The following is a 16155-nucleotide window of genomic DNA, read 5'->3' as shown; positions in this document are numbered from 1 at the left end:
TATGATATCAGCGCTGTATACAAGATTAAGGAAGCTAAATGTAAAGATCAAACTGGTTGATGGTAAGCTGGATATTACAGCGCCTAAAGGCGTTTTGACCCAGGACCTGTTAACAGATATCAAATATCATAAGAACGATCTCATTGATCTGATCAATACCTATAAAGATAAAAAAGAGGATTATAATGCTATTCATAAAGCTCCTCTCCAGGAAAGCTATCCTTTATCATCTTCCCAGTTCAGGTTATGGATACTAAGCCGGTTTGAGGATAGCAATGTAGCGTATAATACCCCCGGGGTGTATGTGTTGGAAGGGGAACTGGAGGTAGCCGCACTGACATACGCGGTAAATGCATTGATAGACCGTCACGAGAGCCTGCGCACGGTATTCCGGGAGAATGAACGGGAAGAAGTACAGCAGCTGGTATTGGCGCCATCCGGCCGTGATTTTCACATTGATTATCATGACCTGCGTGGCGAAGCGGCGCCGGAGAAACAAATGCATAGCTTAATGGAAGCTGCCGTTGCCCGTTCTTTTGATCTGGCAGAAGGCCCTTTGTTTCGCGTTGCTTTATACCAGGTAGCGGCACATAAATGGATACTGGGGTATGTTATCCACCACATCGTGATGGATGCCTGGTCGCTGGAAGTGTTTATCCGGGAATTATTGCAGCTGTATAATGCGCAGATTAAAGGAATACCGGTGCCGCTGCCACCCCTGCGTATTCAATATAAAGACTATGCCGTGTGGCAACAGGCACAGCTGAGTGGCGGTAACCTGCAAGCACACCGGGATTACTGGCTGCAACAGTTTGCCGGGTCACTGCCGGTGCTGGACCTGCCGGGCGATTACATCCGTCCGGTTATAAAAACCTACAATGGTGCTACAGTACACAAAAGTATCCGGCCCCGGGTCAGTACCGCACTGAAATCCCTGGTGGAAGCAGAAGGAGCGACCTTGTTTATGGGCCTGCTGACAGTCGTAAATATCCTGCTCTATAAGTATACAGGGCAAGAGGATATTATTACCGGTACACCCATCGCAGGTCGGGAACATGCCGACCTCGCAGATCAGATCGGGTACTACGGTAACACGTTGGCTTTAAGAGCTACCTGCAAAGGAGAGGATAACTATCGCGAAGCATTGGCACTGGCCAAACAAGTGGTACTTGGCGCTTATGAACATCAGGTGTATCCTTTTGATCAGCTGGTGGAAGAGCTGCGCCTGCAGCGGGACCTGAGCCGCAATCCTTTGTTTGATGTACAGGTAGTGCTGGATCACAGTCAGGTAGTGAGTACAAAGGATCCGCAACAAATGGGAGACCTGCAGGTGAGCCCGTACGATCAGGAAGTGAAGCAGGCCTGCCGGTTTGATATCATCTTTGGGTTTAGTGAAACAGGGGATGGGATGCTGCTGAGTATACAGTATAACAGCGATATCTATACGAAAAATACGATTGAACGGATCGCCGGTCAGCTGGAGCAATTGATGGTGGCTATTACCCTACATCCTGCCCGGCCCCTGCAGCAGCTGGAGTTGTTAAGCCAGGCGGAGAAAACGCAGTTGTTGCACACATTTAATGATACCGCTGGTGCATTCCCGGAAAATAAAACGGTAGTGGACCTGTTTGAAGAACAGGTGCGGAAATATCCGGATAATAAAGCGCTGATCTTTGAAGGCACTACGCTTACCTATAAGGAACTGGACGAACGGGCCAGCCGGTTAGCCGGTTATTTACGCCGGGAAGGCAATGTCAGACCAGGTGAGCTGGTAGGTATCATGCTGGAAAGAACAGAAAAGATGTTCATTGCTGTATTGGGTATCTGGAAAGCCGGTGGGGCTTATGTGCCCATCGATCCGGAATACCCGGATAGCCGGAAAGAATATATTATACAGGATACGGATATCAAAGTGCTGATCACACAGGCTGATTATATTTTTGATCTGGCTTTCTATACCGGTAATGTTTTTGCCATAGATGTGCAGCTGGATACGCTGGAAGATACGGTGGATACCCCTCTTGGGTTGAGTCTTCCCGGGAATCCGGCCTATGTGATCTATACGTCCGGATCTACCGGTCAGCCGAAAGGCGTGATGATCGGCCACAGATCGCTGGTGGATTTGTCGGCCTGGCAAAGGGCATATTTTGAGCTGGACGAAACAAAGAAGATCTCCCAGATGGGGCCTATCAGCTTTGATGCTTCTGTCGGAGAGAGTATTATGGCGTTAACCAATGGTTGTACCCTGGTGATGATCAGTAAGGGAAATTTCCTGGACCTGATCGACCTCATTAATCAATATGGTATTGACGTAGTGGTAACGGTGCCGTCTATGCTCAGACAGTTAAATCCGGCTGCTATTCAGGGGATGCCAAGGATTGTATCCGTAGGAGAGAAGTGTACCGTGGAGTTATATGAGCGATGGAAAGATCATTGCCATTTTATTAACGGTTACGGCCCTACGGAGTATACGGTGTACTCTCATGTATGGCATGGCCGTGAGCCCATGGGCGCCATTCCTATTGGGCAATCGCGCACCAACCTGAAAACATATATTACAGACAGCAATATGGATCCCGTGCCGGTAGGAATAGAAGGGGAGGTATACCTGAGCGGACCCGGTACAGCAGTGGGTTACTTCAAGGATCGCAGAAAAACGTTTGCCTCTTTTTTACCCAACCATTTTTATCTAAACACCATCTATCAGGAAAAAGGAGAGGTCATCAATACAGAGGTTTTCCGGAAAGGAAAACTGACAAAAGAAATCAATGTACTGTTTGAAAAGGTGACCGATAGCATCGAGGCCGCAGTAGCCGTAGAGGACATTATTCCTGAAATTGAAGCACATTTTACCGGTGCTTTAAAAGAGCGGGCGATTAAAATCCTCCAGGAAAATGCACCTGATGCGGAGTTCAAAAAAACATTCCTGCGATATTACTATGAAGGCATGTTTGATACCTATAAAACAGAGAGTCTCTCCTGGAAGGTATTCTCAAAACTGGCAGGCAGAGAGATGCCGGCCGATGCCAGCGGCGTGGATTTCGGCTGCGGTAGCGGAGAGCTGCTACAAAATATCTATGATAGTGGGGTGAAGGATGTAACAGGCATCGATATCAACCCCTATTTCATCGATAACCTGATCAAAAAGAATATCAATAGTATTATCTCCCGTATAGATACACCAACGGATATATTTCTGCAGGATACCAGGCTGGCGCGGAACTCCATGGATTTTGCCATCAGTACTTTGACGCTGGACCGGGTACAGCATCCTGCCAACCTGTTGCAGAATATGACAGCCGTATTGAAAGAAGGCGGGCGGTTGATCCTGGGCACCTTGTTGCCTATCATCGAACATGAGGATGGTACCAATCAGAGTGCGTTTAGCTATACAAAGTTCGAGAACAAACTAACGCCGGGGATTACGGTAAAAGAAGACAAATACTATTTGCTGGAAGCGCTGGTAAGTAATGGCATAACGGATATTGAACTCTTTAAGGTGAAAACCCGTGTGCGGAGTAAGAACGGTGTACAGGATTATGAATTGTTTGTATTCTGCGGGAATAAGTTGGCCCATGTGGATGTTGCCGCTACCGATTACATACGCATGTATAAAACCGGTGATCTGGGTAAATGGTTGCCGGATGGTAACATCATCTTCACCGGCCGTAAAGATGACCAGGTAAAAATACATGGTCACCGTATTGAGCTGGGGGAGATAGAGAATGTGCTGCTGGAACATGATAAGGTAGATGCAGCCGTAGTAGTGGCCAGGCCTAATATCAACGGAGATAAGGAACTCATTGCCTATGTGGTGAGTGAAGCACCTTTAGCGTCGTTGGACCTGCGGACCTATCTGGGGCAAACCCTGCCTGTGTATATGATACCGGGCTATTTTCATCAGTTGCCACAGTTGCCTTTGACCTCCAGTGGTAAAATAGATAAAAAGAATCTGCCGGTTCCGGAAGCCGCAGCGTTGGGCACCGGAACGGTATACGTAGCACCCCGTAATGATACGGAAGAGAAAGTAGTACTGATCTGGCAGGAGATCCTGGGAAAAGAACGTATAGGCATCAGGGATAACTTTTTTGAGCTGGGAGGTGATTCTATCCGGATACTGAAAATAATCAGTGAAATCCGCAAGAAACTCGATCTGGAAATACCCCTGACGGATATCTATAAGCATCAAACCATTGAAGCATTGCTGGAGCATGTGCTCAGTAATAAAGATATACTGGAAGAACAACATAAGGCGCAGCAGGAAACAGCCATATGGGTACAGGCGGAACTGGATGCACTGAAAGAACGGATCTTATCTTCCCCGGAGATCAGGGATCCGGCAAACATCGCAGACGTCTATCCGATGAGCGATATTGAAAAGGGGATGGTGTTCGAATCCTTGATGGACAAAGGGTTGGGTATCTATCATGATCAGATGGTCAGAAGGAGATCCTTCGTTGATTTTGATGTGAACCGGCTTTGTGCGGCATTGGAGCTGATGGTGGAAAAACACACGATCTTAAGAACAGGGTTTAATATAAGCGACTTCGAAACACAGGTGCAGATCGTCTATAAAAAGGTGAAGGTAGCCGTACGCTATGAAAACCTGATTGGCATGCACCTCGCGGAACAGGAAGCCGTTATACGGGAGTTCATGAGAACGGAACGCAATCATCCGTTTGATGTGACGCAGGCGCCGCTGTGGAGAATGGCCGCCTTTAACCTGGGTGGGAATGATATCGTATTCATCTTCCAATGTCATCATGCGATCCTAGACGGATGGAGTGACGCCCTGTTCATGACGGAATTAAATAACCTGTATCTGCAGTTGCAGGAGAATCCGGATTATCATCCTGAAAAATTAAAATCAGGATATAAAGACCTGATCATCCAGCAGGAGATAGATAAAAAAGATGATTCGATAAAAGATTTCTGGCAAACAGCGCTGGCAGACTACAAGCGGCTGAACATTTTCAAAGAAGAAATTGCTGTAAGCAGTTATGGGCAGTTCCTGGATATGGCCGAAGTAAAGCAACTGGAACAGCTGGCAGTTGATTTAAAGACGACCGTGAAAGCCATCTCTTTCACTGCGTATTTATTTATGCTGAAAGTCTTGAATGATGATCCGGAGGTAGTGGCAGGATTGGTCACCAATACACGGCTTTCACGTGAAGATGGCGACAAGGTACTGGGATGTTTTTTAAATGCAGTACCATTTAAAATAGCAGTAGGGGAAAACGTACAGGTGGATGAGCTGATTACGCAGGTGCAGCAGCAATTGGTGACATTAAAACGCTATGAACGGATCAGTGTATTGGAACTCTCCAAAATACATCCGCAGCAGGATAAAGGCAATCACTTTTTTGATACCTTTTTTAACTATGTTGACTTTCATGCGTACGAATCTCTGGCAGACAGTACGCCAGCAGGAGCATCCACTTCTGCAGTACCGATGCTGAATCTGGATGGACATGGTCTTACCAATACCTACCTGGACTTTACCATCAATAGCACGGGTGGCAGGTATCAACTGGGATTACACCTCACCCGTAAGCTGCGTTCCGGATTGACCGCTGAAAAATTAGGACAGCTTTTCTTTGCCATATTAACCGGTATCATTCGCGCTCCCCAACAGCGTATCCACCAACTGGAATATATCAGTGCTGCAGAAAAAGAACAGTTGTTGGTAACGTTTAATAATACCCACACCGCATATCCCCGTGATAGCACTATTGCCGGCCTGTTTGAAGTACAGGCAGCAAAAACACCGGATAACATAGCGATTGCATTTGAAGAACAGGCGCTAACCTATGCGCAATTGAATGAAACAGCCAACCAGCTGGGCAATTATTTAAGACAGCAGTATGATATCAGACCGGATGATTTGATAGGTATAAAACTAGCGCGTAACGAACAGATGGTAATAGCCTTGCTGGGCGTATTAAAATCGGGCGGCGCCTGTGTGCCTGTAGACCCGGCATATCCGCAGGAGCGTATCGACTATATGGTCGCCGACAGCAACTGCAAAGTATTTATTGATGAGGACTGGTGGCAGGCATTTAAAAAATCGGCCAACAACTATGATAAAGCAAATCCGGTATCGATCAATGGCCCGCGCGACCTGGCCTGTGTGATTTATACTTCCGGATCTACCGGAAAACCCAAAGGAGGTATGCTGGAAAACAGCGGTATTATCAATCACCTGTACAGCAAAATTGCCTTGCTGCAGCTCAACGCCGAAAGTGTGATCTGTCATAATTCCCAATTGCATTTTGTAGGTGGCATCTGGCAATTGTGGGCGCCGCTGATAGTTGGCGGAAAGTGCGCACTGTGTAATGAAGAGGAGTTGAAAAGTGTCAGTAAACTGATACATAAAGCGGGTGTTACCGGTGCTACGATGCTGGAGGTAATCCCGTCCCAGTTAAATGAACATCTTTTTTATGAAAAGAAGATAGACCTGAGTGGTATAAAAACCTTCATCCTGACCGGGGAAAAGCTGAATACCTATTTTGTAGAAAGATGTTATGCCGGCAATGAACAGGTAGAGATCATCAACACCTATGGCCAAACAGAATGTTCTGATGTAACCACTTACTATAAAATTCCCCGGCACTCCGCGGAAGGTAAGGTACTGATAGGCCGTCCGATACAAAATACGGCGATCTATATTCTCGCTCCCGGCGGCGCCTTATGTCCTGTAGGGGTGATTGGTGAAATCTGTACCAGCGGAGATGGCGTAGGCAGAGGGTATCTCAACAAGCCGGAGCTGACGGCCGAAAAATTTGTGCCAGACCCTTTTCAGCAAGGACAGCTCATGTACCGGACGGGAGACCTGGGCCGGTGGTTGCCGGATGGTAATATCGAAATTACCGGTCGTAAAGATGACCAGATCAGCATCAGGGGATATCGGATAGAGCTGGGTGAAATTGAACATGCCCTGCAACGGCATCCTGATATCGATGCGGCTGCCGTAATCGCCAGATACAATGCTGCCGGTGAAAATGAACTGGTCGCTTATATTGTAGGAGACGCGGCTTTAAATACAGCCGTGCTGCATGCCCATTTAAGAAAATCCGTACCGGATTATATGTTGCCTGTTTACTATGTACCCTTAGCTGTTTTACCACTGACGCTGAATGGAAAAGTAGACAAGCGTAACCTGCCCGACCCGCAGGGTATCAGTATCGATACCGGTGTGGCCTATGTGGCGCCGCGCCATGCAACAGAAGAAAAACTGGCGCTGATATGGCAGGAAGTATTAGGCAGAGAAAAGGTGGGCGTAAATGATGGCTTTTTTGAAACCGGTGGTCATTCGATTTCCATGATCCGCCTGCTGCATAAAATCAATACGGTATTTGAACAGGCAGCTATCCGGCTCATTGACCTCATGCAGCATACCACTATTGCGTTGCAGGCTGCATTGATCGCGGCCGGCAGCGGAAGACTGGCCGGATCAGATCCGCATATCCTGACACTACGGGAAGGCACACACGAAGCTCCCACTTTTATTATACCGGGTATGCCGGGTATCGCTGAAGGCTACCTGGAAATGGCACAGCAAATACCCACGCAGGGCGTTGTTTACGGCCTGCAGATGAAAGGCGCGCTGGCAGGAGAAACTCCGCTGGACAGCATTACGGATATGGCCGCCCATAACATCGCTTTGATCCGGGCGATCCTGCCATCCGGGAAGATCAGGCTGTATGCCCATAGCTACGGTGGCACCGTTGTGTATGAAATGTTGCAGCAACTGGCAGGTACGGATATAGCAGTCCTGGAGGTAGTGCTGATCGACAGCGCACCGATCGGAAAGGGTGATGGCTGGGCAAAACAGGATGCCGGCTTGTTCCTGGATCATTTCTTCACCGCGAATGGCCTGACGGCAGAAAAGACACGCTTTTATCACTTATGGCCCTTATGTGAGCACGCACTGGCCGTACAATATAATTATGCCAGCCAATTACCCTATACCGTTACGCTGATCATAGCAGATGACCAGGGCGTATGGGCAAGTCCGCCGGATCGCACCGGCTGGCAGGAACACTATCAGCAGGTAAACGTGATACATGCTGCAGGCGATCATTTTTCCATCGTAAGAGCACCCTATTGCTCCGGCTGGCTGGCCAATACATCCACTAACTTATAAAACAGCAATTATGAAATCATTAATTCGCTCAGCAGTAGTATGCCCGGATGCTACCAAAAAGTACCCCGCTATTGTTTACGGGAAAGGCATTTATTTATACGATGAATCCGGGAAAGGCTATCTGGATGCTTCCAGTGGTTCGGCGGCGGTATCCAACCTGGGGTATGGCATCCCGGAGATTGCAGAGATTATCCGGGAACAATCGTTGAAAGTAAGTGTTTTGCCTACGCATGTTTTTAGCTCCAGGGTAGTGGATGATTATTTTGATGCCCTGGTGGATTTTGCGCCACCGGGTTTTAGCAAAGTATGGACGGTGACAAGTGGTACCGAAGCGGTGGAAAGCGCCATCAAACTGGCTTTACAGTATCATCGCGTAAAAGGAGATGAGAAACGGTATAAGATCGTTTCCAGGCATACCTCTTACCATGGCAACTCTGTTTTTATGCTGGACATTGGCGGTATGCCCATCAGGAAAAAGATCTACGATCAATGGATGAATCATTTTCCCCACATTTCAGCTGCCAATACCTACCGGAAGCCAGATCACCTGGATGAGGAAGCGTATGTGGATATGCTGGCCGATGAATTTGAACAAACGTTGCTGGAGGGGGACCCGGGCACATTTGCGGCTTTTATTGCAGAACCGGTAGTGGGAGCTGCAATGGGCGCGGTACCTGCCCCTCCCGGCTATCTGGAGCGGATGTATCACATCTGCCGGAAATACGGACTATTATTTATCTCAGATGAAGTACTCGCCGGATTCGGCAGGGTAGGCACCCGTTTTGGCGTAGAAAAGTTCAACGTCATACCCGATATCATTGCTGCCGGAAAAGGTATCAGTGGCGGATATTTCCCACTGTCGGCCGTGCTGGCCTCCAGGGAGGTGATGGAGCCTTTTGTACAACAGAATCTACCCTTCCTCGGTGGCCATACCTATGCCTGTAACCCGCTGGGTGCTGCTATCGGCCGGTTTGTACTCACTTACATAGCAGAACAAAACCTGGTACAGAAGGCCGAAATCCAGGGCCGTTACCTGAAAGAAAAACTGCAGTACCTGTATAAACATGATATTGTAGGAGATGTACGGGGCGAAGGATTATTGCTGGGCATTGAGCTGGTACAGGATAAGGTCACTAAAAAACCATTTCCGCCTGAAATGAATATCGCCAAACGGATCGGGGAGCTGGCCATGGAAGAAGGAGTGGTATTATACCCGGGTAAAGGTACCAATGACGGATTTACCGGCGATCATATCCTGATCAGTCCTCCGCTGATCATTAACCAGGAAGAATGCGATCAGATCGCAAATGTACTGGATCTGTGTATTGAAAAAGTAGTAGGCGTACCTGCTTAACATCATGCTTTAACAAACAAACATGCAGCGCGTATTAAAACTAATATTGCCCCTTGCCGGGAAATGGAAACTGGGCATGAATATATTACTGGGCATCATTTCCGGTCTGTGCAATTTTCTGTTCATTCACCTGGTGACCAGGATCATTGGAGAGATAGCAACGGGGCAGTATACTGTCATCAGTCAGCAGTACCTGTTTATTTTTGCATTGATTATCCTGTTTTTTATCTGGACAAGAAGAACACTTTCCTATAGTATCATCCAACTGTCGCAATTATTATTCTGGAGTCTCCGGAAACAAATACTGTCGCAGGTACTCCAGGCAGACTACCGGCAGTTAACAGACCGAAAGCATAAAATCTATGCGGCACTGGTACATGATGTGAATGTATTAACACAGACATCACTGAACATCATTGATTTTTTTACCGCTTCCATCCTGGTATTTTCCTGTCTGGTTTACCTGGGCTTCATTTCCTGGATATTGTTCCTGGCTACGCTGGGAGTAGGCATCGCCGGTACGGCCATCTATCATCTCCGTACCCGTAAAAACCTGCAGCAGTTTGCCCATGCCCGCGATCTGGAAAATAAATTTCTGGAGCATTTCGACACGATTCTGAAAGGCTTTAAGGAAATATACATGGAGCCTAAAAAAGGCAAAGCTGTCTATGAAGGAAAGATTCTGGGGATTGCCGACGAGACTTGTCGCGATAATACTGTGGCCTTTACGGGGTTTCTGAACAACCAGATTGTGGGGCGGGTATTGTTTTATATATTAGTTACTGTTATATTGCTTGTTTTTAGTGTGACCCTGAACATTGGAACCGGAAAAGTGGTGAGTTTTGTTTTTACGTTGCTCTATTTATTAGGCTCTCTTGAAATAATGATGTCACTATTGCCCACACTGGCCAGGGCTAAGATCGCCGCCAATCATCTGGTAGATCTGAAAGAGGAGCTGGAAGCGGCGCGGTTTAGTAATCCCATGGCTAAGCAATATATTTCAAAAGCAGCATTCGACCAGATTACTGTAACAGATTTAACCTTTCATTACAGCGAAGCAGCAGGGACTTTTGGCATAGGCCCCATTAATTTTAACGCCAGAAAAGGAGAAGCTGTTTTTATTTATGGTGGCAATGGTAGTGGTAAAACTACCTTTTTGCATACGGTATTAGGTATACATCTGCCAACAGCCGGTGAAATCCGGTTGAATGATGCCCTTGTCAATGAAGATAATTACGCGGACTACAAAACAGCATTTGCGGTGGTATTCAGCGATTTTTATTTGTTTAATGAATTACATGGCGTAGATAAAGTAGACGAAGAAAAATGGACCCGTTATCTCCGCCTGTTTGAACTGGAAGGCAAAGTGACCCTGGAAGGAACACGGTTTTCTACTACAGCGCTATCTGCTGGTCAGCGGAAACGGCTGGCATTGATCGCAGCGTTGATGGAAGATAAACCGGTACTGGTGCTGGATGAATGGGCTGCTGACCAGGACCCCTATTTCCGAAAACGATTTTACAAAGAGATCCTTCCCGCACTCAAGCAGGAAGGAATCACGATTATCGCTATTACCCATGATGACAAATATTACACTTGCGCAGATAAGCTTTACAAAATGGATGGCGGGAAACTGATGGCGGAGGCCGTGAATATGCACGAATCCGGTTTTGTTGCCTGATCAGACCGGAAGAATGCAACGACCTGACTATTGACCAGAGAAAGCATGGCTATACGTAACAACACAAACAATCTATCTATACTTATTTTATTAACATCATTATTATGAAACAGGAACTGTTCTACCTCAAACCCAACGTGATTATCGGACCTTTAGTTGACAGGTGGTATGCCTGGACCCACCTTATTTCTCCTGCTACCGCAGCCATGAATGTGGTGAACCGGCATTTAAAGATCATGAACTCGTATATCCAGTCACCCCAGATCCATGCTGCTGCTGTGCGTAACCCTAAAATGCTGGGAGGACCCTTTATGGATTACAATGGTCAACGTGTAGACGAGGTAAAACAATTACGGGAGGAGATCACTACCAAACAAGCGAATGCCATCGCTTTTGCTGCAGCCGTGAAAGAACTGGACAAGTTGCTGAAAGGCTACCCCAAAGGGCTTTCGCTGGAACCACTGTATGATAAGGTACCGGATATCTTAAAAGGTTATGTGGAACTGTTGTATGATATCAATAACAACGCCTCTTTCCGTTTTTTTGAATCCCTGTTGTATAAGAGTGAATTTTATGCAAAGGACTCTCAAAGTGTGGCACTGTGGGTCACCAACAACGACGAACGTCCTTTTTGTTTGAGTACGCCGCAGCTGGATGAAGAGCATATCTTACACCTGCAGATTCCTTTTGATCATGCCGGATTGGATGTGTTGAGCCGTATGAAAAGAGAAGCCGGCAGCATCGATGAAGTAGCCGCGTTGCTGGGTGTGCCGGAGGAGAGCCGCGCCCTGTTCGATACCTTCTTCACCAAACAGGAACATCCCCGGTACCGCAAATATGAAGGAGATAAAGCCCGGATGCGGTACTTTGGTCATGCCTGCATTTTAATTGAAACAAAGGAAGTGAGCATTCTGGTAGATCCGTTGATCAGCTACTATGGGTATGAATCCGGTGTCACGCATTTTTCTGATATTGATTTACCCGACCAGATCGATTATGTGTTGATTACCCATAATCACCAGGATCATATTGTGTTTGAAACACTGCTGCCGCTGCGTCATAAAATCAAAAATATTATTGTACCGGCTACCAACAGTGGCTCCCTGCAGGATCCTAGTCTCAAACTAACATTCGAGAATATCGGATTCACCAATGTGATAGAAATTGATGAACTGGAAGCCATCCGGTTTGAAAACTGTACCATCACGGGTTTGCCTTTTACCGGCGAGCATAGCGATCTGAATATAAGAACGAAAGCCTGTTTCCACATCGCGATTGATAAATTTACTTTCCTGTTTGTAGCAGATTCGCGGGTGATGGAAGCACGTCTTTACCAGCATGTTCAGCGTATCATCGGAGATGTGGATGTGTTGTTCCTGGGTATGGAATGTGAAGGCGCGCCGCTTTCCTGGCTCTATGGCCCGCTTTTGACAGAAGACCTGTCGCGCGAGAACGATCAGTCCAGAAGACTGGCGGGTAGCGATTTTGAAAAGGGAATGCACCTGGTAGATATCTTCCATCCCAAGGAAGCCTATGTATATGCGATGGGACAGGAGCCCTGGCTGGAATTTATCAGTAGTATCAAGTATACCCCGGAATCCAAGCCTATCGTTCAGTCAAACATGCTGGTAGCGGAATGTTTGAAACGTGGTATTATAGCAGAAAGATTATTCGGAGAAAAAGAATTATTGTATGATTATGAGCAGCAGGCAGTAGCCGCAGCATTGTAATCCTATACCAGTATCGCTTGAAAAAGAGGAACCGGGTGTTTGGAACGTATGTTGGGTATATCTACCTTTAATACCTGTTAGCAGGGTAGGTATGGGTACCCAATGGCATGCTCCGGAAGTACAAAGGATAATGGTATAGATCCATGGAAGCAGGAACTGTCTGCCGAATGGTTTTTATGATAAGGAATAAGTAGCAACAGGAAAGCAAAAGAAATACAGATAGTGCAAAAACCTACAGCAAGTATATTGATGATGCAATATTCGTGAATACCAACGTCAAAGACAGTTTCCTGCCCCGGTTTACAGCCCATGATATAGGTAACAGTCATGGGTACACGAAATAAAGATAAAGATAGCAGCAGCACGGACCGGGTAAATAACAATAATGTATATACGCCGTGCAGCTCAGGAACAGGCAGAACAAGCCCATATAGTCAACCCATCACCTGGAATAATCCATTATTGCCGGGATTGTAAATAAGTCAGTAATCAACAGCTCGTATGATGAATGGTAATGCCTTTGTGAAGACCCTTTTTAGTATTGCATTTATTTTCTTCGTCGTTCCATGTACGACATATGCCCAGGATGCGGTTATCCGGGGTGTGATCAGAGAAGCCGGTAACCAGGCGGGGCCGATTGCGGGTGCTTCCGTTAGTATTACCCGTAAAATAGACTCCGTACTGGTGAAAACAGCGGTATCTGATAAAGAAGGAAAGTTTGAACTGATCGGGGTGCCGCCAGGCAACTACCGGCTGACGGCGTATGTAATCGGCTTTAATCCGTATACATTAAATGCACTATTGGTGAGTGCCGGCAATAGCGCATTGCAGTTGGAAGAAATCAGACTGGTGGCCAATACGAAGGACCTGAAAGAAATAGCCGTGATCGGGCAGAAAGCATTCATTGAGCAGCAAACAGATAAGTTAGTGGTAAACGTTGACGCATCTGTTACCAATGTAGGCAGCAATGTATTGGAGATCCTGCAGAAGTCGCCCGGCGTGGCGGTTGATAAAGACGGCAATATAAGTCTGAGAGGAAAACAGGGCGTAACCGTTATGATCGACGGGAAGCCCAGTTATCTATCAGGTGCAGACCTGACGAAACTGTTGAGTAATATGAATGCCAGTCAGCTCAGCCAGCTGGAGATCATCGCCAATCCCGGCGCCAGGTTCGACGCGGCGGGTAATGCAGGTATCATCAACATCAAAACAAAAAAGAATACAGCTGCGGGCTTTAATGGTTCGGTGACATTGGGCTACGGGCAAGGTAGCTACTGGCGTACAGACAATGCGCTGAGTCTTAATTACAGGAACAGGAAGATTAATACTTTCCTGAATTATAACTATGGTATCAGGAACGGATTTACGGAGTTGAATATCAAAAGAAGGTTCTTTGAAAGCGAGGGGAAAACGACGGGTTTATATGATCAGCCTTCCCGGATGACTTTCCGGAGTACCCTGCACAATCTTAAAGTGGGGATGGATTATTTTGTATCAGCTCGTACCACCATCGGCTTTGCTGCCACCGGCCGGATCCAGGTAATGCCTTCGGATAATGCCAGTGATGCGCATTTTCTGGATCGGAAAGGGGTATTGGATTCTATCGTACAAACCCGCGCCAATACAAAAAGTGAGTTGAAAAACGCGGGCGTCAACCTGAATCTGTCGCACCAGTTTGATTCAGCAAAGATACTCACCGCGGATATTGACTATTTACGCTATCATTCCACGAATCATCAGTTCTTTACCAATAGCAGTTTTGCGGCTGGTACACAAACGGCAAAAGAAGCCGTACAGGGAGATTTACCGGTGAAAATTGATGTCTACTCCCTGAAAGCAGATTATACCCAAACGTTTCGTAATCTCCTGAAAATGGAAAGCGGCTTGAAGATCAGCCAGGTAAAAACGAATAACCTGGCCGGGTATCTGCGCCGGATGGCAGATGACCCCTTCTTACCGGATTATGGGATCTCCAACAACTTTCTGTACGAAGAGAATATCAATGCCCTTTACCTGAACTTTGCCAGAGAGGTGAAGCAATGGACGCTGCAGGCCGGCTTACGCTTTGAGAATACGAATTACAAAGGCCACCAGTTAGGGAATCCGGAGCGAACAGATACCACCTTTACCCGCCATTACAACAACTTATTCCCGAATGTTTTTGTCGGATATAAAATTGACAGTCTGAATGAAATCAGTTTTTCCTATGGCAGGCGGATAGACCGTCCCGCTTACAGAACCTTGAATCCGTTCCTGTATTACGTCAACAAGTATACTTATGAAGTCGGGAATCCTTTATTGTTGCCGCAGTATACCAATAACTTCAGTGTCAGCTACGGGCATAACGGGAAATTCACGGCTACTGCCAGCTATGCAGCGACCAGCAATTATTTCGCGGTTGTTTTCAGGTCCCGGAATAAGGAGTCCATCTACACGCAGGACAACCTGGGTAAATTGCAGACAATCGGACTATCGCTGAATCAGGCTTTATCCGTAGGAAAGTGGTGGACTATTAACCTGAATGCAGATTTGTTGTATAAAAAGGTAACAGGTTTCGTCAATGGCGCTGATCTGGAAACCAGTGCCTATACAGCCAGGATAGGCGCCAGCAACCAGTTTGCCATCGGAAAAGGGTGGGCTGCAGAGCTTTCCGGCTATTATAACAGCAAAGATGTAGATGGGCAGTATACAACAAAAGGATTTGGCCAGGCGGATATAGGTATATCCAAACTGGTATGGAATAATAAAGGAACATTCAGATTAAATGCCAGGGATATTTTTTATTCCCAGATCATATACGGCACCATTCTGTATAATAATGTAGAGGAAAGTTATGTGCAAAGCGCCGATACCAGGGTCGTGAATCTTTCATTCACCTATCGTTTTGGCAAGAAATTAAATGCGCCTGCCAGGAATAAAGGCAACAGTACAGAACAGGAGCAACGAAGAATCAATTAAACAACAGCGGCGCCTATACGGGGCCATCAGCATAGTGCCCTTTGCTGAGCCAATAAAAAAAGCAGCCTTCCGGTCTTTGGATCGGAAGGCTGCTTTTTTTATTAGGTGGATTTGCTAATCTCATTTTAATCTGAAGTGATTAAATATCGGTTTTATTCGTTTTTGGCACAATAGGCCCGACTTTTGATAGGGGTGGGGCAAAAAATAAAAAGGTCTCACATGTCAGAAATTAAACATTAATTTATTTTATGTGTTAAGATAAAGAAAAGTAAAAGAGCATTGTAGG

At 46.5% G+C, this 16155-nt stretch carries 5 protein-coding genes; all 5 read left to right on the top strand.

Annotated elements, in window-relative coordinates:
• Position 1: 1 nt before the first annotated feature.
• On the top strand, positions 2 to 8146 hold the full coding sequence (locus OL444_RS21050; RefSeq protein WP_264729940.1) for a non-ribosomal peptide synthetase: 8145 nt from the start codon (positions 2 to 4) through the stop codon (positions 8144 to 8146).
• A 10-nt stretch (positions 8147 to 8156) separates the two neighbouring features.
• Positions 8157 to 9500 carry an aminotransferase family protein gene (locus OL444_RS21045; protein ID WP_264729941.1) on the top strand — a complete coding sequence of 448 codons (1344 nt, stop codon included), beginning with the start codon at positions 8157 to 8159 and terminating at the stop codon, positions 9498 to 9500.
• A 22-nt stretch (positions 9501 to 9522) separates the two neighbouring features.
• Positions 9523 to 11181, top strand: a complete 1659-nt coding sequence (locus tag OL444_RS21040) for a cyclic peptide export ABC transporter (protein WP_264729942.1) — start codon at positions 9523 to 9525, stop codon at positions 11179 to 11181.
• 104 nt (positions 11182 to 11285) lie between these two features.
• Positions 11286 to 12911 carry an MBL fold metallo-hydrolase gene (locus OL444_RS21035; RefSeq protein WP_264729943.1) on the top strand — a complete coding sequence of 542 codons (1626 nt, stop codon included), beginning with the start codon at positions 11286 to 11288 and terminating at the stop codon, positions 12909 to 12911.
• Positions 12912 to 13412: 501 nt separating this feature from the next.
• Positions 13413 to 15869: a TonB-dependent receptor gene (locus tag OL444_RS21030; protein ID WP_264729944.1), complete on the top strand. Its 2457-nt coding sequence runs from the start codon at positions 13413 to 13415 to the stop codon at positions 15867 to 15869.
• Positions 15870 to 16155: the final 286 nt, after the last annotated feature.

The sequence above is a fragment of the Chitinophaga nivalis genome (genome assembly GCF_025989125.1).
GTDB lineage: Bacteria > Bacteroidota > Bacteroidia > Chitinophagales > Chitinophagaceae > Chitinophaga > Chitinophaga nivalis.
Note: the sequence above shows the minus strand (reverse complement) of the source record. Positions and strands in the feature narration are given on the sequence as shown.